The sequence below is a fragment of the Pseudomonas vancouverensis genome, assembly GCF_004348895.1.
GTDB lineage: Bacteria > Pseudomonadota > Gammaproteobacteria > Pseudomonadales > Pseudomonadaceae > Aquipseudomonas > Aquipseudomonas vancouverensis.
The window spans coordinates 78,017-98,968 of record NZ_RRZK01000032.1 but is presented as its reverse complement, the minus strand read 5'-3'; the positions used below and the strand labels follow the sequence as shown (position 1 = coordinate 98,968).

The window sequence follows — 20,952 nt, the reverse complement described above, 5'->3', positions numbered from 1 at the left end:
TCGCGATGACGTCGGTACATCCGATATTCAACTGCGACTGGAATGCCGCCATCGTCGGAACGCCGCCCGGAGCAAGCTCTCTCCCACAGGGTGATGTGTTGATCCGAACTTTTTATGAGACCGAGCCATGCACAACAACAATAAAGAGCTGACCCTCAGCGCCCCGCTCAGCGGCCCGGTACTCACGCTCGCGAAAGTCCCGGACCCGGTGTTCGCCAGCGGCACCATGGGTGACGGTATCGCCATCGATCCGCTGAATGACACCCTGCACGCACCGTGCGCCGGCGTCGTGGTGCACATTGCCCGTACAGGTCACGCGCTGACACTGCGAGCCGACAACGGTGCCGAACTGCTGCTGCACCTGGGCCTGGATACCGTGGAGTTGCAAGGTCAAGGCTTCTCGGTGCTGGTCAAGGAAGGCGACCGGGTCAGCAACAGCCAGCCACTGCTGCGCTACGACCTGGACCAGGTCGCGCAACAATGCAAAAGCCTGGTCAGCCTGCTGATCCTCACCAACAGCCAGGACTTTCAGGTGCGGCCCATTACCCTGAAGTCAGTGAAGGTCGGCGAACCGCTGCTGCACATCATCCGGCGGCAGACATCGGGCGGGGAGTCCGCTGAGGACTTCATCGGCGAGGAGCTGACAGGACACGTCCGTATCGCCCATCGCGGCGGCTTGCACGCTCGCCCTGCGGCGCTGATCCGCCAGACCGCGCAAGGCTTCAAGAGCAAATCCTGGCTGCATTACGCTGGCAAGTCGGCGACCTGCGACAGCCTGATCGGGCTGATGGGTCTGGCTATCGGTGAGCAAGCCGAGGTGCATGTCAGCTGCCAGGGACCGGATGCCGAGGCGGCATTACAGGCATTGCTGGCAGCACTTTCCACAGCGCTGGCCGAAGACAGCCACGCAGCGGCGCCAGCCATGCCCGCTGCCCGTGTGCGTGCCGCCGAAGCAGGCGTATTGCACGGCGTTTGCGCAGCACCGGGCCTGGTCAGCGGGCCGTTGTTTCGCCTGAGCGCCATCAGCCTGCCACAAGATCCCGGTGATCATGATCCACAGCAGCAACTGCAAGCTCTGGAAACTGCGCTGAATCAGGTCCGCAGTGACATCGACCACACACTGAACCAGGCAAAAAAACAGCGCAACAGCGACGAAGAAGCGATCTTCAGCGCGCACCTGGCCTTGCTTGAGGATCCTGCACTGCTGGAGGCCGCAGGCCAGTTCATGGCCTCGGGCATGGCCGCGACGCACGCCTGGAGCCAGGCGATTGAGTCGCAATGCGAGGTACTCCGGCAAACCGGCAGCACCTTGCTCGCCGAGCGCGCCAACGACCTCATCGACCTCAAGCAACGGGTATTGCGCGCGCTGCTCGGCGACGCCTGGCATTACGAGGTGCCGGCCGGTGCCATCGTCGCCGCCCATGAACTGACACCGTCCGACCTGCTTCAACTAAGCCAGCAAGGCGTCGGCGGACTGTGCATGGCCGAAGGTGGCGCGACCTCCCATGTCGCCATCCTTGCCCGCGGCAAAGGCCTGCCCTGCATGGTCGCGCTGGGATCGACACTGCTCGATCAGCCACAAGGCCAATCAGTCGTGCTGGACGCCGATGGCGGTCGCCTCGAGTTGACGCCTGGCCCCGAGCGGCTGGCGGAGGTCCACCAGATCCAGCTACAGCAGCAACAACGCCGCGCCGAACAGCAAGCACAGGCGCACTCGTCGGCACTGACCCGCGATGGCCTGCACATCGAAGTCGCCGCCAATGTTGCATCCGCCACCGAAGCCGCCGAGGCCCTGGCCAATGGCGCTGACGGCGTCGGCCTGTTGCGCACTGAATTCCTCTTCGTCGATCGCCACACCGCACCGGATGAACAGGAACAACGCCTGGCCTATCAAGCCGTGCTCGACGCCATGGGCGACAAGTCGGTGATCATCCGCACCATCGATGTCGGCGGCGACAAACAACTCGATTACCTGCCACTGCCCGTGGAGGCCAACCCGGTGCTCGGTCTGCGCGGCATTCGCCTGGCTCAGGTTCGCCCCGAACTGCTCGATCAACAACTGCGCGCGCTGCTGCAGGTGAGCCCGCTGTCGCGTTGCCGGATCCTCCTGCCGATGGTGACCGAGGTCGACGAACTGCTGCATATCCGCCGGCGTCTCGATGCCCTGTGCAGTGAACTCAGGGTCAAGCAGCGTCCGCAACTGGGCGTGATGATCGAAGTGCCGGCCGCTGCGCTGTTGGCCGAACAACTGGCCGAGCACGCGGACTTCCTGTCCATTGGCACCAACGACCTGTCGCAATACACCCTGGCCATGGACCGCGATCACGCCGGCCTCGCGGCGCGGGTCGATGCCCTGCATCCAGCCTTGTTGCGGTTGATTGCCCAAACCTGCGCCGGTGCTGCTGTGCATGACTGCTGGGTCGGCGTGTGCGGTGCGCTGGCATCGGACCCACTGGCCACTGCGCTATTGATCGGCCTCGGCGTCCGCGAGCTGTCGGTCAGCCCGGTGCAGGTCGCAGAAATCAAGGATCGCGTGCGTCACCTCGATGCCAGCGAATGCCGACGCATCAGCCAGGACCTGCTCACGTTGAGCAGCGCCAGCGCCGTACGACACGCCTGTCACCAGCATTGGCCGTTGGGCTGAGCTTTTGCCCAAGAACAACAAGAACCCACGGAGAAGCGCCATGTACCAATACTTCATCGAAGGCCTGCAACGCCTCGGTCGCGCGCTGATGCTGCCGATCGCGATCCTGCCGATTGCCGGGCTGCTCCTGCGCCTGGGCGATACCGACCTGCTGAACATCGCGATCATCCACGATGCCGGTCAGGTGATCTTCGCCAACCTGGCGATGATCTTCGCCATCGGCATCGCCGTCGGGTTCGCCAAGGACAACAACGGCACTGCTGGCCTTGCCGGGGTGATCGGCTACCTGGTGATGATCTCCACGCTCAAGGTGCTCGACGCGAGCATCAACATGGGCATGCTCGCCGGGATCGTCAGTGGTTTGATGGCCGGTGCGCTGTACAACCGCTTCAAGGACATCAAGCTGCCGGAGTACCTGGCGTTTTTCGGTGGTCGGCGCTTCGTGCCGATCATCACCGGCTTCGCCGCCGTCGGCCTCGGGGTCGCCTTCGGCTACATCTGGCCGCCGATCCAGCACGCCATCAACAGCTTCGGCACCCTGATGATGGAGAGCGGAAGTTTCGGCGCCTTCGTCTTCGGCGTGTTCAACCGCCTGCTGATCGTCACCGGCCTGCATCACATCCTCAACAACATGGCCTGGTTCGTGTTCGGCAACTTCACCGACCCGACTACCGGGGCGCTGGTAACCGGGGACTTGTCACGCTATTTCGCTGGCGACCCGAAAGGCGGCCAGTTCATGACCGGCATGTTCCCGATGATGATCTTCGGCCTTCCCGCCGCCTGCCTGGCGATGTACCGCAACGCCTTGCCGGAACGGCGCAAAGTGATGGGAGGGATTTTCCTGTCGATGGCGCTGACCTCGTTCCTGACTGGCGTGACCGAACCCATCGAGTTTGCCTTCATGTTCCTCGCGCCGCTGCTGTACCTGCTGCACGCCTTGCTGACTGGCCTGTCGATGGCGATCACCAATGCGCTGAACATTCACCTGGGCTTCACCTTTTCCGGCGGTTTCATCGACATGATCCTCGGTTGGGGCAAGTCAACCAACGGCTGGCTGGTGGTACCGGTGGGCCTGGCGTATGCAGTGATCTACTACGCGGTGTTCGACTTCTGCATTCGTCGCTTCAACCTCAAGACGCCTGGCCGTGAAGACGTCGCCGTCACCGGACAAATCGCCGTAGCAGAAAACGAGCGTGCCGGGGCTTATATCAAGGCACTGGGTGGCGCAGCCAACCTGATCACGGTCGGCGCCTGCACCACGCGGCTGCGGCTGGACATGGTCGATCGCAACAAGGTCTCGGATGCGGAGTTGAAAGCATTGGGTGCGATGGCAGTGGTACGCCCCGGTAAAGGCGGAAGCCTGCAAGTGGTGGTCGGGCCGATGGCCGATGCGATTGCCGATGAGATTCGCCTGGCCATGCCAGCACTGGGCCGCGCCATTACCTCGTCACCGGCAGCGGAGATCGACTCACCGCCCGCTGCCGATGTCGCCACATCCGAAGCACAACAATGGCTGAATGCCCTGGGTGGCAGTGAAAATGTGCTGCAACTCGACTGCATCGCGATGACCCGCATTCGCCTGCAACTGGCTGGCAGCAATGCCCTGCCGGAGAGTGAATTGAAAGCACTGGGGTGTCAGGGTGTGAGTCAGTTGGACGGTGGTGTCTGGCACCTGTTGATTGGGGACAAGGCGCAGAGTTTGTGTGCAGCGCTGGAGAGGCTGGTCAATCGCAGTGAGGTGAGTGCCAGGGTTTAGCTTCTCTGTGCCTGATAGTCCTTCATCGTCGGAACGCCGCCCGGAGCAGGCTAGCTCCCACATTTGATCCGCGAACACCGGACCATTGTGGGAGCGAGCTTGCTCGCGAAGAGGCCCTGACGGTCAGCACAAAATCCGGGGCAACAAAAAACCCGCTGAAATCACTTTCAGCGGGTTTTTCATTTCAGCGGTCGAGAATCAGAAATCCTCCAGCCGCCACACCTCATAAGCCGGTGTCTCGTAGGGGTGGCTCTGCTTCAGAGCCGCCACCACCGAACGAATCAACTCATCGGCCACAACCAGCTCAACCTTCCACTCCTCGACCTGTTCGACCTGCCCCGCTTCGCCAATGAACGGCTGGCTGCCGTCCAGAGGACGAAACTGACCCAGGCCCAACACCTGCCATGCGCAATGATCGTAAGCGCCGATCCGCCCACCACCGGCGGCGAATACGGCACTTTTGACCTGTTCCACATGACTGGCCGGAACGAAAAAGCCGAGCTTGTACACAGGCCTTAGTTCACCCACACGCGAGCGTTACGGAACATGCGCATCAGCGGAGCGTCTTCGTTCCAGTCATCGGAACGCCACGAGTTCTGCACGGCGCGGAACACACGCTCCGGGTGCGGCATCATGATGGTCACGCGACCGTCGCGGCTGGTCAGACCGGTAATCCCGCGCGGCGAGCCGTTCGGGTTGGCCGGGTAGCTTTCGGTGACCTTGCCGTGGTTGTCGACGAAACGCATTGCCACGCAACCGGACAGGTCGGCTTCCAGCAGTGCCTCTTCGCTGGCGAACTCGGCATGACCTTCACCGTGGGCAATGGCGATCGGCATACGCGAACCGGCCATGCCTTGCAGGAAGATCGAGTTCGATTCCTGGATCTGCACCATCGCCACACGCGCTTCGAACTGCTCGGAACGGTTACGCACGAAGTGCGGCCAGAGCTCGCTGCCCGGGATCAGTTCGTGCAGGTTGGACATCATCTGGCAACCGTTGCACACACCGAGGGTGAAGCTGTCGTTGCGCTCGAAGAAGCCCTGGAAGGCATCGCGGGCACGGCTGTTGAACAGTGCCGACTTGGCCCAGCCTTCACCGGCACCCAGCACGTCACCGTAGGAGAAACCGCCACAAGCGACCATGCCCTTGAACTCGTTCAGGTCGACGCGGCCGGCCAGAATGTCGCTCATGTGCACGTCGATCGCGCTGAAACCGGCGCGGTCGAACGCGGCGGCCATTTCCACCTGACCGTTGACGCCCTGCTCGCGCAGCACGGCAACCTTCGGACGAATGCCTTTCTTGATGTAAGGCGCGGCGATGTCCTGGTTGATGTCGTAGCTCAGCTTGACGCTCAGGCCAGGGTTGTCTTCTTCCAGCAGCACGTCGAACTCTTGCTGCGCGCAGTCGGCGTTATCACGCAGGCGCTGGATCTGGTAGCTGGTCTCGGCCCACTGACGTTGCAGCAGACGACGCTGGCCTTCGAACACGGTGTCACCGTTGAAGGTGATGTTGATCTCGCCATTGTTGATCGGCTGACCGATCACCGACACGCAGTCACCCAGGCCGGCAGCGCTGAACTGCGCGAGGATGTCCGGGGTAGCGTCCTGGCGAACCTGGATCACCGCGCCCAGCTCTTCGTTGAACAGGATCGCGGCGATGTCGGCCGAGGAGTCCGCCAGGCTGTCGAGGTTCAGGCTCAGGCCGCAGTGACCGGCGAAGGCCATCTCGACCACGCTGGTCAGCAGACCACCGTCGGAACGGTCGTGGTAAGCCAGCAGGTGACCGTCGGCGTTGAGGCCCTGGATCACGGCGAAGAAGGCTTTCAGGTCTTCGGCGTCATCGACGTCCGGAGCCTGCTTGCCGAGCTTGCCGTGTACCTGCGCGAGGATCGAGGCGCCCATGCGGTTCTGGCCACGACCGAGGTCGATCAGGATCAGGTCGGTGGTGCCCTTGTCCATGCGCAGTTGCGGGGTCAGGGTCTGGCGGACGTCGGTCACCGGCGCGAAACCGGTGACGATCAGCGACATTGGCGAGGTGACCGCCTTGTCTTCGCCCTTGTCGTTCCAGCGCGTGGCCATGGACATCGAGTCCTTGCCCACCGGAATGGTGATGCCCAGTTCCGGGCACAGCTCCATGCCGACCGCTTTCACGGTGTCGTACAGGCGGGCGTCTTCGCCCGGGTGACCGGCCGCGGACATCCAGTTCGCCGACAGCTTGATGTCGGAGATCTTGCCGATGCGCGAAGCAGCGATGTTGGTCAGGGTTTCACCGATGGCCATGCGACCCGACGCCGGGGCGTCCAGCAGCGCCAGCGGAGTACGCTCGCCCATGGCCATGGCTTCACCGGTATAAACGTCGAAACTGGTGGCGGTCACGGCAACGTCCGCTACCGGCACCTGCCATGGACCAACCATCTGATCGCGGGCAACCAGGCCGGTGATGGTGCGGTCGCCGATGGTGATCAGGAAACTCTTGCTGGCCACGGCCGGGTGATGCAGAACGCGCTCGACGCAGTCGGCGATGTTCAGGGTCGACGGATCGAAATCGTCGCCCAGCTCGTTCTCACGAACCACCGAGCGGTGCATGCGCGGGGCCTTGCCCAGCAGCACTTCGAGTGGCATGTCCACCGGGCTGTTGCCGAAGTGGCTGTCGGTTACGGTCAGTTGCGGTTCGGCAGTGGCTTCGCCGACCACGGCGAACGGGCAACGCTCACGTTCGCAGATGGCCTTGAAGCGCTCGAAATCCGCCGGGCCGACCGCCAGGACGTAACGTTCCTGGGATTCGTTGGACCAGATTTCGTGCGGGGCCATGCCCGGCTCGTCGTTGGGAATGTTGCGCAGTTCGAAACGGCCACCGCGGTCGCCGTCGTTGACCAGTTCCGGGAAGGCGTTGGACAGACCGCCCGCGCCCACGTCGTGGATGAAGCTGATCGGGTTCTTGTCACCCAGTTGCCAGCAACGGTCGATGACTTCCTGGCAGCGACGTTCCATTTCCGGGTTTTCGCGCTGTACCGAAGCGAAGTCCAGGTCGGCCGAGCTGGTGCCGGTGGCCATGGAGGAAGCGGCGCCGCCACCCAGGCCGATCAGCATCGCCGGGCCGCCGAGCACGATCAGCTTGGAGCCGACGACGATCTCGCCTTTCTTGACGTGCTCTTCACGGATGTTGCCCATGCCGCCGGCCAGCATGATCGGCTTGTGGTAACCGCGAACTTCATCACCGTGCGGGGTGGTGATCGATTGTTCGAAGGTACGGAAGTAGCCGGTCAGTGCCGGACGGCCGAATTCGTTGTTGAACGCGGCGCCGCCCAATGGGCCTTCGATCATGATGTCCAGCGCGGTGACGATGCGCTCAGGCTTGCCGTACGGCACTTCCCACGGCTGTTCAAAGCCCGGGATCTGCAGGTTGGATACGGTGAAACCGGTCAGGCCAGCCTTTGGCTTGGCGCCACGGCCCGTTGCACCTTCGTCACGGATCTCGCCACCGGAACCGGTGGACGCGCCCGGGAACGGAGCGATCGCGGTCGGATGGTTGTGGGTCTCGACCTTCATCAGAATGTGCACCGGTTCCTGCACCGCGCCGTACTGGCGGGTTTCAGGGTCCGGGAAGAAGCGCCCGGCGACGGAACCGACGATCACCGAAGCGTTGTCCTTGTAAGCGGACAACACGCCTTCGCTGTGCATCTGGTAGGTGTTCTTGATCATGCCGAACAGGCTTTTTTCCTGGCTCTGCCCGTCGATGTCCCAACTGGCGTTGAAAATCTTGTGGCGGCAGTGCTCGGAGTTCGCCTGGGCGAACATCATCAGTTCGATGTCATGGGGGTTGCGCTTCAAGCCGACGAAGGCGTTGACCAGGTAATCGATCTCGTCTTCGGCCAGGGCCAGGCCCAGCTCGGTGTTGGCTTTTTCCAGCGCGGCACGGCCGCCGCCCAACACGTCGATGGCAGTCAGCGGCTTTGGCTCGGCGTGGCTGAACAGGCCGGCGGCCTGCTCCAGGTTGCCCAGAACGATCTGGGTCATGCGGTCGTGCAGACCGTCAGCGATCAACTGAGCGTCAGCGTCGCTGAACTGGCCGGCGACGTAGAACGCGATACCGCGCTCCAGGCGCTGGATCTTGCTCAGGCCGCAATTGCGCGCGATGTCGCTGGCCTTGCTCGACCACGGCGAGATGGTGCCAAAACGTGGCAGCACCAGGAACAGACGGCCGGTCGGCTCTTGTACCGGAACACTTGGACCGTACTTCAGAAGGCGCGCAAGCACCTGCTGTTCGTCGCCGGTCAGGACGCCGGTAACTTCGGCGAAGTGAGCGAATTCAGCATACAGGCCACTGACAGCCGGAACCTTCTGGCTCAGTTGCTCAAGGAGCTTGCTGTGGCGAAAGGCAGAAAGGGCAGGAGCGCCGCGCAGGATCAACATCTTCGGGACAGCCTCGGGAAGGGGTGTGCTTTGAGGCCGTGCATTCTAGCGTAAACCGCCCTCAACATCACCCGAAACGCTACGCACGGTTGCACTCGGGTGCCATTCTGTGTTTCTGCCTCGAAAGTCAGGATAATCAGGGCTCTGACGACAGCTTATTTTTACTGTAACAAAATGCAGAAAACGCCCATTCCTGCGGGGTTTCGGCCGATTTTGTGATCGCTAGCAGACAACCCCGTTGCTGTCGAGATATGGCGCCCGTGGTCCTTTGCGTATACTGCGCAGATGTTTTCCCCAATGGCTTTGCGTCCGCGATTTGCCAAATGGCTGATCGCAACCGGACTCTTCCTGATGCTCGGTGGTTGTGTTGATAAACCCAACACCCTGGAGCGTGTAAAGGAGGATGGTGTGCTGCGGGTCATTACCCGCAACAGCCCCGCCACCTACTTTCAGGATCGCAACGGTGAAACCGGCTTCGAATACGAGCTGGTGAAGCGTTTCGCCGACGATTTGGGGGTCAAGCTCGAGATCGAGACCGCCGACAACCTCGACGACCTGTTCAGCCAGATCGGCAAGCCCAATGGCCCGGTCCTCGCGGCCGCTGGTCTGGTCAGCAGCGAAGAACGCAAGAAGCAGGTGCGCTTCTCCCACTCTTATCTGGAAGTCACCCCGCAGATCATCTATCGCAACGGCCAGTCGCGGCCAACCGATGCCAAGGATCTGGTGGGCAAGAAGATCATGGTGCTCAAAGGCAGCACCCATGCTGAACAACTGGCCCAGCTCAAGCAGCAGAATCCCGGCATCGAGTACGAAGAGTCCGACGCCGTCGAGGTGGTCGACCTGCTGCGGATGGTCGATGAAGGCCAGATCGACCTGACCCTGGTCGACTCCAACGAAGTGGCGATGAACCAGGTGTATTTCACAAACATCCGGGTCGCCTTCGACCTCGGTGATGCCAACAACCAGAGTTGGGCGGTCGCCGCCGGCGACGACAACAGCCTGCTCAACGAGGTCAACGAGTACCTCGACAAGGTCAAGAAGAACGGCACGCTGCAACGCCTCAAGGACCGCTACTACGGGCACGTCGATGTGCTTGGCTACATGGGCGCCACCACCTTCGCCCAGCACCTGCAGCAACGGTTGCCCAAGTACGAGCAGCACTTCAAGGCCTACGCCAAGAAAGAAAAAGTCGACTGGCGCCTGCTGGCCGCCATCGGCTATCAGGAGTCGCTCTGGCAGCCTGCGGTCACCTCCAAGACCGGCGTACGCGGCCTGATGATGCTGACCCAGAACACGGCGCAGGCCATGGGTGTTTCCAACCGACTCGATCCGAAACAGAGCATCATGGGTGGCGCCAAGTACCTGGCCTACATGAAGGATCAGCTGGATGATTCGATCCAGGAGCCGGACCGCACCTGGTTCGCCCTGGCGGCCTACAACGTCGGCAGCGGGCACCTGGATGACGCGCGCAAACTGGCGGCCAAGGAAGGGTTGAACCCGAACAAGTGGCTGGACGTGAAGAAGATCCTGCCGCGCCTGGCCGAGAAGAAGTGGTACAGCAAGACCCGCTACGGCTACGCCCGTGGCGGTGAGCCGGTGCATTTCGTGGCGAACATCCGTCGCTACTACGACATCCTGACGTGGGTCACGCAGCCGCAGCTTGAGGGCGACCAGGTCGCCGAGGGCAAGTTGCTGGTGCCGGGGATCGACAAGACCAAACCGGCGCAGGAGCCTGCGCCGCTGTAGGAGCGAGCTTGCTCGCGATGGTGGGTAACGATAACGCAGGTGTTCTGAATGAACGCGGCGCTCTCAAGCCCATCGCGAGCAAGCTCGCTCCTACAAGTTATGTGTTGGCTTTTAAGCCTTGGCGGCAGCCGCCAGGATCAGGGCCTTCATTTCTGACACGGCCGACTTGAAGCCAACGAACAAGGCGTGGGCCACCAGCGCGTGGCCGATGTTCAGCTCGTTGATGCCCTTGATCGCCGCTACTGCCTCGACGTTGTGATAGTGCAGGCCATGGCCGGCGTTGACGATCAGGCCCTGAGCCAGACCAAAAGCCACGCCATCGGCAATGCGCTTGAGTTCTTCAGCCACCTCGGTCGAGGTCTCGGCATCGGCGTAACGACCGGTGTGCAGTTCGATGGCCGGCGCGCCGACACGGCGTGAAGCTTCGATCTGGCGTTCGTCGGCATCGATGAACAGCGACACTTCGGCACCGGTCTTCGACAGGCGCTCAACCGCGGCCTTGATCCGCGCTTCCTGCCCCGCCACGTCCAGACCGCCCTCGGTGGTCAGTTCCTGACGGGTTTCCGGCACCAGGCAGATATGCGCAGGACGAATGCGCTCGGCGAAGGCCATCATTTCTTCGGTCACGCCCATCTCGAAATTCATACGGGTTTGCAGCACTTCGCTGAGCACCAGCACGTCGCGTTCCTGGATATGCCGACGGTCTTCACGCAGGTGCACGGTAATGCCGTCGGCGCCCGCCTCTTCCGCGTCCAGTGCCGCCTTGACCGGGTCCGGGTAACGAGTGCCCCGGGCCTGACGCAGGGTGGCAACGTGGTCGATGTTCACGCCAAGAAGAATACGGGTGCTGGTGGTCACGGAAGCGCTCCAGAAGAAGAGAAAGTTCGGTGCACAGCATACGGGGAGACTACGGCTTGCGAAACAGCTCACGACTGACCAATGGACGACCGCCCAGGTGAACGGCCAGCGCCTGGCGCATCAAGCGCTTGGCAGCCGACAATGCACCGGGCGCACTCCAGTCCGCTTCAGCCATGGCCAGCAGCTCTGTGCCATTGAACAACCCGGGTTGCAGCAGATAAACCCGCTCCAGCCCTGCATCCACTTGCAATCGGTACAGGCCGTCGGGAGCAATGGCCTCATCGTGAATGTCTGTGGTCAGCGAGAATCCGTAGCCGAGATCATCAAGCAGGCGCCACTCGAAAGAGCGCAGCAAAGGTTCCAGCGCTCGACCTTCGGCCAGAGCGACCAGGGTCGCGGCGTAATGATCGAATACCGAAGGGAAAGGGTCTTCAGCCGGGAGCAGGCGAATCAGCAACTCATTGAGATACAGCCCACTGAACAGCGCCTCGCCATTGAGCCAGGCAGAGACACCGGCACTTTCCATGCGCCCGACATTCTTCAACTCGCCCTTGCCGCGAAACTCCACTTCCAGCGGCACGAAGGGCCGCGCCAGTGTTCCGGCCTTGCCCCGCGCACTGCGCAACACCGCCCGCAGCCGGCCTTGCGGCGTGAGAAAGTCGACCAGCGCACTGGTCTCGCGGTAGGCGCGCGAGTGGAGGACGTAGGCGGGTTGGGGGATGGGTGGGCTGGATGACATCAGTTTTCGAATCTCTGGAGATCCACTGTGGCGAGGGAGCTTGCTCCCGCTGGGCCGCGAAGCGGACCCAAAACCATTCTCTTCAGTGTTTCAGGTAAAACGCGATGACAGGGTTTACGACTGCTTCGCAGCCGAGCGGGAGCAAGCTCCCTCGCCACAAAAGCTCGCTCCCAAGGTGGATCTATGTTGGCTTACAGGTCGCCATAACCCAGCGAACGCAGCGCACGCTCGTCATCGGACCAGCCACCCTTAACCTTCACCCACAGGTTAAGCATGATCTTGGAGTCGAACAGCAGCTCCATGTCCTTGCGCGCCTCGGTGCCGATGCGCTTGATGCGCTCGCCCTTGTCGCCAATGATGATTTTCTTCTGGCCATCACGCTCGACGAGGATCAAGGCATGGATGTGCAGGGTCTTGCCCTGCTGCTTGAACTCTTCGATTTCGACGGTGATCTGGTACGGCAGCTCGGCACCCATCTGGCGCATGATCTTCTCGCGCACCAGTTCAGCGGCAAGGAAGCGGCTGCTGCGGTCGGTGATCTGGTCTTCCGGGAAGAAGTGATCGTTTTCCGGCAGGTGCTCGGCAATCACCCGCTCCAGCGCATCGAGGTTGTGACCGTGCTGCGCGGAAATCGGGATGATCTGGGCGTTCGGCAACTGCTCCTGCAACCAGCTCAGGTGCGGCATCAGCTCGGCCTTGTCCTCGATGCGATCAGTCTTGTTCAGTGCCACGATCAGCGGGCCGGTCACGTACTGCACGCGCTCGAGGACCATCTGGTCTTCGTCGGTCCACTTGGTGCGATCAACCACGAAGATCACCACGTCGACGTCTTTCAACGCCGCCGAAGCAGTCTTGTTCATGTAGCGGTTCAGGGCCTTTTCGCCACCCTTGTGCATGCCGGGGGTGTCGACGTAGATGGCCTGCACATCACCTTCGGTCTTGATGCCGAGCATGTTGTGGCGGGTGGTCTGCGGCTTGCGCGAGGTGATCGCCAGCTTCTGCCCGAGGATGTGGTTCAGCAGCGTGGACTTGCCCACGTTGGGACGGCCGACGATGGCAACATAGCCACAGCGCGTTGCGTTTGTATCAGTCATTGCCATTCTCCACACCCAGGGCAATCAGTGCTGCGGCGGCCGCTACCTGTTCGGCAATACGACGGCTCACACCCTGACCTCGGCTTTTTTCATTCAGTAAGATGATTTCGCATTCGACGAAGAACGTCCGGCAATGCGGCTCACCCTGGATATCCACCACTTCGTAACGCGGCAGTTCGCAACCACGGGATTGCAGGAATTCCTGCAGGCGGGTTTTCGGATCTTTGTTGGTGTCGACCAGGGTCAGCCCTTCGAACTCGCCGGCCAGCCAGGCCAGGACACGTTCACGGGCCGTTTCCATGCCGGCATCGAGGTAGATCGCACCGATCAGGGCTTCCAGGGCGTCGGCCAGGATCGACTCGCGACGGAAACCGCCACTTTTCAGCTCACCGGAACCCAGGCGCAGGTAGTCACCGAGATCGAAACCACGGGCCAGTACGGCCAGGGTCTCACCTTTCACCAGGCGTGCGCGCAAACGCGACAACTGGCCTTCGCGAGCCAGGGGGAAACGCTCGAACAGCGCCTCACCGGCAACGAAGTTGAGGATGGCGTCACCGAGGAATTCCAGGCGCTCGTTGTTGCGCCCGGCAAAGCTGCGATGAGTCAGGGCCAGGACCATCAGTTCCTGGTCCTTGAAGGTGTAGCCGAGCTGACGCTCTAGACGGCTTAAGGAGACGCTCACGGTTTACCCACGCTGAGTTCGTGGTTGGATTCCACCGCCATCGCCGAGAGTCGGCGCAGGCCTGGGACAATTAACGCTGTGTTCAAAAATTACGTCCTGAATATCATTGTTTTCATGCATCTGGGCCCGATTGTGGCGGTTCCAGAAATGCATTCGGCGCTGTGTTCAACAGCGCCGTGTCTGATTACTTGATCAGGCCAACCCGCGAGAAGTTCGGCAGGTGGCTGAGTTTGGGTTCCGGCCAGCTCATCCAGACCGCGAAGGCCTTGCCGACGATATTCTTGTCGGGAACCATGCCCAGCAGGTCCTTGGGAATGTTCGGATCATCCCAGAAGCGACTGTCGTTGGAGTTGTCGCGGTTGTCGCCCATCATGAAGTAGTGCCCGGCCGGCACGGTCCAGGTGTGGTCCGGCATGGCGCGGTAGCGACTCATCTCCTTGCGGATCAAGTGCTCGGCGGCGCCCAGCTTTTCCTTGTACAGCTCGGCGCTGCCCAGGGTGCCCGGCTCGGAACCGATCATCTGCTCGGCAATCGATTCGCCGTTGACGAACAGACGCTTGTCAGCGGTGTAACGAACCTTGTCACCCGGCAGGCCCACCACACGCTTGATGTAGTTGACGTTCGGGTCGCTCGGGTAGCGGAACACCATCACATCGCCGCGCTGCGGGTCACCAACCTCGATGATTTTCTTGTCGATCACCGGCAGGCGGATCCCGTAAGAAAACTTGTTCACCAGAATGAAGTCGCCGACGTCCAGGGTTGGTTTCATCGAGCCCGAAGGAATCTGGAACGGCTCAACCAGAAACGAGCGCAGCACCAGAACGATGAACAACACCGGGAAGAACGACTTGCCGTATTCAACCAGCAGTGGCTCTTTGTTCAGTTTCTCGACCACAACCATATCCGGCTGGCTGACGCTGCCCTGATAGGAGGCAATGGCGGCGCGACGACGCGGCGCCAGGAAAATCAGATCGAGCAACGCCAACAGGCCGCATACGAATACGGCGATGACCAGCAACAGCGGGAAATTTAGTGACATAGGACCTAACTATCCAACCTGAGCACTGCAAGGAAGGCTTCCTGTGGAATTTCCACGTTGCCGACTTGCTTCATGCGTTTTTTACCGGCCTTTTGCTTTTCAAGCAGTTTTTTCTTACGGCTGACGTCACCGCCATAGCATTTGGCCAATACGTTCTTTCTGAGCGCCTTGACGGTTGTACGCGCCACAATCTGCCCGCCAATGGCGGCCTGGATTGCCACGTCGAACATCTGCCGCGGAATCAGATCTTTCATCTTCTCGGTCAACTGGCGACCTTTGTAGTGCGAATTGTCACGGTGCACGATCAGCGCCAGGGCGTCGACCTTGTCGCCGTTGATCAGCACGTCCAGTTTCACCAGACTAGCCGATTGGTAACGATCGAAATGGTAATCCAGCGAAGCATAGCCGCGACTGGTGGATTTCAAGCGGTCGAAGAAGTCCAGAACCACTTCGTTCATCGGCAGATCGTAGGTCACTTGTACCTGGGAGCCGAGGAACAGCATGTCGACCTGTACGCCACGCTTTTCGATACACAGGGTAATGACGTTACCCAGGTGCTCTTGCGGCACAAGAATATTGGCGCGCACGATCGGCTCACGCATGTCTTCGATGGAAGACAGGTCCGGCAGCTTCGACGGGTTGTCGACGTAAATCGTTTCACCGGTCTTGAGCAACAGCTCGAAGATTACCGTCGGTGCCGTGGTGATCAGGTCCAGGTTGTATTCGCGCTCCAGGCGCTCCTGGATGATTTCCATGTGCAGCATGCCGAGGAAGCCGCAACGGAAGCCGAAGCCCAGTGCGTCGGAGCTTTCCGGCGTGTATTGCAGCGACGAATCGTTCAGGGTCAGCTTTTGCAGGGCTTCACGGAAGTCTTCGAAGTCGTCGGAGCTGACCGGGAACAGGCCGGCGTACACCTGCGGCTGGATACGCTTGAACCCCGGCAGCACGTCGACGTCCGGCGTGGTGCTCAAGGTCAGGGTATCGCCCACTGGCGCACCGTGAATGTCCTTGATGCTGGCGATGATGAAGCCCACTTCACCGGCCTTGAGGTCGGCAGTCGGGGTGTGTTTCGGGTTGAATACACCGACGCTGTCCACCAGGTGGACCTTGCCGGTGGATTTCACCAGGATCTTGTCGCCCTTCTTCACGCGGCCGTGGCGCACGCGAACCAGGGACACAACGCCCAGGTAGTTGTCGAACCAGGAGTCGATGATCAACGCTTGCAGCGGATCTTCGATATTGCCGGTCGGCGCAGGAATGGTGGTAACCAGGCGCTCCAGCACTTCGTCGACGCCCAGACCGGTCTTGGCGGAGCAAGTGACCGCGTCGGTGGCATCGATACCGATGATTTTCTCGATTTCTTCCTTGACGCGGTCCGGATCGGCCTGTGGCAGGTCGATCTTGTTCAGCACCGGCATCACTTCCAGGCCCTGCTCGATCGCGGTGTAGCAGTTGGCAACCGACTGGGCTTCAACGCCCTGACCGGCGTCAACCACCAGCAGCGCGCCTTCACAGGCGGCCAGCGAACGGCTCACCTCATAGGTGAAGTCAACGTGGCCGGGGGTATCAATGAAGTTCAACTGATAGTTGATACCGTCGCGAGCCTTGTAATACAAGGTGACGCTATGCGCCTTGATGGTGATACCGCGCTCACGCTCAAGGTCCATGGAGTCCAGGACCTGGGCTTCCATTTCACGCTCGGCCAGGCCGCCGCACATCTGGATGAAGCGATCGGCCAGCGTCGACTTGCCATGGTCAATGTGGGCGATGATGGAGAAATTGCGGATATGACTCAAATCACTCACGGATCAACACTCAAAAAGGCTGCAGGCATAGCCCGCCGAAAAATAGCCGGGAATTGTACCTGATCCACGGCGCCAGCGTCACGTTTGCAGGTCAGACGGCATGTACAAAAACGCCCCGGTCTGGCGACCGGGGCGTTTTCCTGTTACTTGCGCGGGGCAAAACGCCCCGTCATCAACCAGCCCTGCGCAGCAGCCAGACGCCCGCCAGGGCACAGACACTGGCCGGCACCAGCACCGCGAACAGCGGCGAGAAGCCAAATACCAGGCTCGACGGACCGAGCAAATCCTGGACGATACGGAAGGTGAAACCCACCAGCACGCCGGTAAACACACGTTGGCCGAGCGTCACCGAACGCAACGGGCCGAAGATGAACGAGATGGCCATCAGCACCAGCGCAGCAGTCACCAACGGCTGCAACACCTTGACCCAAAATGCCAGCCAGTAGCGACCATTGCTCAGCCCTTGGTTGGCCAGGTAGTGAATGTAGCTCCACAGACCGCTGATCGACAGCGACTCCGGGACCATGACCACGGTGCTGAGCAATTGCGGGCTCAGCGCCACGCCCCACTGCTCGACCGGCGTCGTGACGATTTCGGTGCTTTTTTCGTGGAACAGCGTGGTGGTGACGTCTGTCAGGGTCCAGTGATCCTTGTCGAAGTCTGCACGTTTGGCGAAGCTCGCCGACAGCATGTGACGCTCATTGTCAAAACGGTAACGAGTCACCCCGTACAGAATACCGTTGGGTTGCACCGAGTTGACGTGAATGAATTCGTCACCCTGGCGATGCCACAGGCCGTGCTTGGCGCTTTGTGCATCGCCACTGCCCTGGGCCAGCGAGCGATTGGCCTGCGCAGCCGTTTCAGCTGGCGGCGCAACGTACTCACCGATCAGCACACCGGCGAGCATCAGCACCAGCATCGGCTTCATCACCGCCCAGACGATCCGCCCGATCGATACGCCAGCCGCACGCATGATGGTCAGTTCGCTGTTGCTGGCCAGACTGCCCAGGCCGATCAGGCAACCGATCAGTGCGGCCATCGGCAGCATGTCGTAGAGACGACGCGGTGCCGTCAGCAGCACGTAACTCAACACGTCGACCAGGGTGTAAGTGTCGCTGACTTCACTCATCTCATCGATGAAGGCAAACAGCGTGGCCAGGCCGAGAATGATCCCGAGCACCGCCAGGATCGCCATGAACACACTGCTACCAATGTAGCGATCGAGCTTAACCACGGGCCACCTCCAGCGCACTGCGGCGACTCGCCATCTTCAAGCGCAAAGGCTCCCAATAAAGCATGCCCAGGCCAATGGCCAGGAAAATCCCGTGGACCCACCACAACCCCAATGCCGCCGGGATCTTGCCTTTGTCGAGGGCACCGCGAGCGGCAATCAGAACGGTCAGGTAAGCCATATAAAGAAGAATCGCCGGCAACAACTTGAGGAATCGCCCCTGACGCGGGTTGACCCGTGACAGCGGGACCGCCATCAAGGTCACGATAAACACCAGCAATGGCAGGGAAATGCGCCACTGCAATTCGGCGCGCAGACGAATGTCGTCGCTGCCGATCAAGGAGCGGGTCGGCATGGCGTCGCGATCGGTCACTTCGTCGCTGACATCCGGTTTGGCCAGCAAGACACCGTACTCGTCATACTTGATCACACGATAGTCAGCCTGCCCGGGGTTGCCGTCATAGCGGTAGCCGTTGTCGAGAATCAGGTAACGGTTGCCATCCGGGCGAATCTCCTGACGGCCCTTTTCGGCCACCAGAACGGAAATGCCGCGATCCTTGTTGTCCGAACTGACGTTTTTCTGCGAGATGAACACGCCGCCCAGATGAATCCGGTCATCGGTCATGCGCTCGGTGTAAGTCACGCGAGTGCCGTCGCGCAGGGCCTGGAAGCGCCCCGGCTCCAGGGTGTCGAACTCGGTCAGGGCGTCCTGCTTGTTCAGCAGCAACTGGAACTGGTTGGCTCCCTGCGGCGCCAGGCTCAGGCTCAGCCAGGCCACGACCACGGCAACCAGCGTGGCCGGAAACAGCGTGATGAAGAACAGGCGCTGCTGACTCATGCCGGTGGCCGACAGCACCGTCATCTCGCTTTCGAGGTACAGGCGGCCGTAGGACAGCAGGATCCCGAGAAACAGCCCCAGAGGCAGGATCAACTGCAGGAAACCCGGCAGGCGGAAGCCCATGATCAGGAACAGCGAACCCGGGTCCAGCAGGCCCGAAGCCGCCTGGGCGAGGTATTTGATGAAGCGACCACTCATGATGATGACCAACAGCACGGCGCTGACGGCGCTCAAGGTCAACATGACTTCGCGGGACAGATAACGGAAGACGATCAAACCAGACACTCCAGGGTTGTCAGGCTAAGGCGGCCAAACAAGCAAACGTATCAGACAGCCCGTGAGGCAGAGCTGCCGAAAAAGATGGCGCATTATCCTGTGATTGGGTGCGCCTGTCACTGCGCATGCTCAAGCAGGCTGTCAAAGCACTGAAGATCGTACAACCGAGGGTTGTCAGCCGCCGGTAGCGAGGTTCAAACTGCGGCCTTTGTCGCCAGACGATCCTGGCGCGTTTCTATTTTCAGGCAAGCGGCGCACACACGATGTCCGGCGCTTGCACGTTAGCCATCAATTCAGGGACCCGGACATGGAACTGGTTGTAAAGAGCGTTAACCCGGAAACGTTGAAGACCGCCACGCTGGTAGTCGCCGTCGGTGAAGGCCGCAAGCTCAGTGCTGCAGCCAAGCAGATGGACGAGCTCAGTGGTGGCGCGATCAGCGCAGTGCTCAAGCGCGGTGACCTGGCCGGAAAAGTTGGCCAAAGCCTGTTGCTGCACAGCCTGCCGAACCTCAAGGCCGAGCGCGTACTGCTGGTCGGCGTGGGCAAGGATGACGAACTGGGCGACCGTCCGTTCCGCAAGATCATCGCCGGCATCCTCAATACCCTGAAAGGCCTGGGTGGCAGCGATGCCGTACTGGCCCTGGATGAAGTGGTCGTCAAAGGCCGTGACAGCTATGGCAAGACCCGCCTGCTGGCTGAAACCCTGGTCGATGGCGAGTACACCTTCGATCAGTACAAGAGCCAGAAAGCCGAACCCCGCGCCCTGAAGAAAATCACCCTGCTGACCATCAAAGCCGCGCAGGCAGAAGTGCAGCGCGCCGTGAACCACGGCACCGCGATTGCCAATGGCATGGCGTTCACCCGCACCCTGGGCAACCTGCCACCGAACATCTGCCACCCGACCTTCCTTGGCGAACAGGCGAAGAACCTCGGTAAAGAGTTCAAGGATCTGAAAGTCGAAGTGCTCGACGAGAAGAAGATCAAGGACCTGGGCATGGGCTCCTTCAACGCCGTTGGCCAGGGCAGTGCCCAGCCTCCACGCCTGATCGTCATGCAATACAACGGCGGCAAGAAATCCGAGAAGCCGTACGCGCTGGTCGGCAAGGGCATTACCTTCGACACTGGCGGTATCAGCCTCAAGCCTGGCCTGGGCATGGACGAGATGAAGTTCGACATGGGCGGCGCCGCCAGCGTATTCGGTACCCTGCGTGCCGTGCTGGAGCTGAAACTGCCGATCAACCTGGTGTGCATCCTGGCCTGTGCCGAGAACATGCCGAGCGGCAATGCAACCCGTCCGGGCGACATCGTCACCACCATGAGTGGCCAGACCGTGGAAATCCTCAACACCGACGCCGAAGGCCGACTGGTGCTGTGCGATGCCCTGACCTACTCCGAGCGCTTCAAACCGCAAGCGGTGATCGACATCGCTACCCTGACCGGTGCCTGCGTGGTTGCACTGGGCGCCCATACGTCGGGCCTGCTGGGCAACAACGATGAACTGATCGGCCAACTGCTCAGTGCCGGCAAGGCGGCCGACGACCGTGCCTGGCAATTGCCGCTGTTCGATGAGTACCAGGAGCAGCTGGACAGTCCGTTTGCCGACATCGCCAACATTGGTGGCCCGAAAGCCGGCACCATCACTGCCGCCTGCTTCCTGTCGCGCTTCACCAAGAACCTGAACTGGGCACACCTGGACATCGCCGGTACCGCCTGGACCAGCGGCGGCAAGGACAAGGGCGCCACTGGCCGTCCGGTGCCATTGCTGACCCAATACCTGCTGGATCGCGCCAAAGCCTGAAACCGATGAATCCGGACGGTGTTGCCTGCGGGTA

14 protein-coding genes are annotated in these 20,952 nt (G+C 61.1%); 4 read left to right on the top strand and 10 right to left on the bottom strand.

Going from position 1 to position 20,952, the window contains the following annotated elements; all coding sequences use genetic code 11:
* Window positions 1-127: 127 nt before the first annotated feature.
* The gene (gene ptsP, locus EIY72_RS24655) at window positions 128-2,644 is read left to right on the top strand and encodes a phosphoenolpyruvate--protein phosphotransferase (RefSeq protein WP_093214405.1); all 2,517 of its coding nucleotides are present in this window, start codon (window positions 128-130) and stop codon (window positions 2,642-2,644) included.
* A 40-nt stretch (window positions 2,645-2,684) separates the two neighbouring features.
* Window positions 2,685-4,400: an N-acetylglucosamine-specific PTS transporter subunit IIBC gene (gene nagE, locus EIY72_RS24650; protein WP_093214399.1), complete on the top strand. Its 1,716-nt coding sequence runs from the start codon at window positions 2,685-2,687 to the stop codon at window positions 4,398-4,400.
* A gap of 198 nt (window positions 4,401-4,598) precedes the next feature.
* Here nagE and EIY72_RS24645 read toward each other — a convergent pair whose 3' ends face one another.
* Complete coding sequence (locus tag EIY72_RS24645) at window positions 4,599-4,910, bottom strand: YqfO family protein (protein WP_093214395.1); 312 nt, start codon at window positions 4,908-4,910, stop codon at window positions 4,599-4,601.
* A gap of 5 nt (window positions 4,911-4,915) precedes the next feature.
* Entirely contained in the window at window positions 4,916-8,812 is a 3,897-nt protein-coding gene (gene purL / locus EIY72_RS24640) for a phosphoribosylformylglycinamidine synthase (protein ID WP_093214391.1), read from the bottom strand.
* A gap of 285 nt (window positions 8,813-9,097) precedes the next feature.
* Between purL and mltF the strand changes: the two genes are divergently transcribed.
* Entirely contained in the window at window positions 9,098-10,558 is a 1,461-nt protein-coding gene (mltF, locus tag EIY72_RS24635; RefSeq protein WP_093214379.1) for a membrane-bound lytic murein transglycosylase MltF, read from the top strand.
* A gap of 111 nt (window positions 10,559-10,669) precedes the next feature.
* Here mltF and pdxJ read toward each other — a convergent pair whose 3' ends face one another.
* The 8 genes from pdxJ to lptF all read right to left on the bottom strand — a co-directional run bounded on the left by pdxJ (window position 10,670) and on the right by lptF (window position 19,120).
* Window positions 10,670-11,416 carry a pyridoxine 5'-phosphate synthase gene (gene pdxJ / locus EIY72_RS24630; RefSeq protein ID WP_093214373.1) on the bottom strand — a complete coding sequence of 249 codons (747 nt, stop codon included), beginning with the start codon at window positions 11,414-11,416 and terminating at the stop codon, window positions 10,670-10,672.
* Between the two features lie 49 nt (window positions 11,417-11,465).
* On the bottom strand, window positions 11,466-12,155 hold the full coding sequence (gene recO / locus EIY72_RS24625; RefSeq protein WP_093214370.1) for a DNA repair protein RecO: 690 nt from the start codon (window positions 12,153-12,155) through the stop codon (window positions 11,466-11,468).
* A 191-nt stretch (window positions 12,156-12,346) separates the two neighbouring features.
* The gene (gene era, locus EIY72_RS24620) at window positions 12,347-13,249 is read right to left on the bottom strand and encodes a GTPase Era (protein WP_093214366.1); all 903 of its coding nucleotides are present in this window, start codon (window positions 13,247-13,249) and stop codon (window positions 12,347-12,349) included.
* Window positions 13,242-13,931 carry a ribonuclease III gene (gene rnc / locus EIY72_RS24615; RefSeq protein WP_093214361.1) on the bottom strand — a complete coding sequence of 230 codons (690 nt, stop codon included), beginning with the start codon at window positions 13,929-13,931 and terminating at the stop codon, window positions 13,242-13,244. Before rnc ends, era begins: the two co-directional genes overlap by 8 nt.
* A gap of 184 nt (window positions 13,932-14,115) precedes the next feature.
* Window positions 14,116-14,970 carry a signal peptidase I gene (gene lepB / locus EIY72_RS24610; protein WP_093214357.1) on the bottom strand — a complete coding sequence of 285 codons (855 nt, stop codon included), beginning with the start codon at window positions 14,968-14,970 and terminating at the stop codon, window positions 14,116-14,118.
* A 5-nt stretch (window positions 14,971-14,975) separates the two neighbouring features.
* The gene (gene lepA / locus EIY72_RS24605; protein ID WP_093214352.1) at window positions 14,976-16,775 is read right to left on the bottom strand and encodes a translation elongation factor 4; all 1,800 of its coding nucleotides are present in this window, start codon (window positions 16,773-16,775) and stop codon (window positions 14,976-14,978) included.
* A gap of 172 nt (window positions 16,776-16,947) precedes the next feature.
* Window positions 16,948-18,009: an LPS export ABC transporter permease LptG gene (gene lptG / locus EIY72_RS24600; RefSeq protein WP_093214348.1), complete on the bottom strand. Its 1,062-nt coding sequence runs from the start codon at window positions 18,007-18,009 to the stop codon at window positions 16,948-16,950.
* Window positions 18,002-19,120 carry an LPS export ABC transporter permease LptF gene (gene lptF / locus EIY72_RS24595; RefSeq protein ID WP_093214342.1) on the bottom strand — a complete coding sequence of 373 codons (1,119 nt, stop codon included), beginning with the start codon at window positions 19,118-19,120 and terminating at the stop codon, window positions 18,002-18,004. The genes lptG and lptF overlap by 8 nt, the downstream gene beginning before the upstream one ends.
* 307 nt (window positions 19,121-19,427) lie before the next feature.
* Between lptF and EIY72_RS24590 the strand changes: the two genes are divergently transcribed.
* Window positions 19,428-20,918 (top strand): leucyl aminopeptidase, encoded by a 1,491-nt coding sequence (locus tag EIY72_RS24590; protein ID WP_093214338.1) that lies wholly within the window; start codon window positions 19,428-19,430, stop codon window positions 20,916-20,918.
* The last annotated feature ends 34 nt before the right edge of the window (window positions 20,919-20,952 follow it).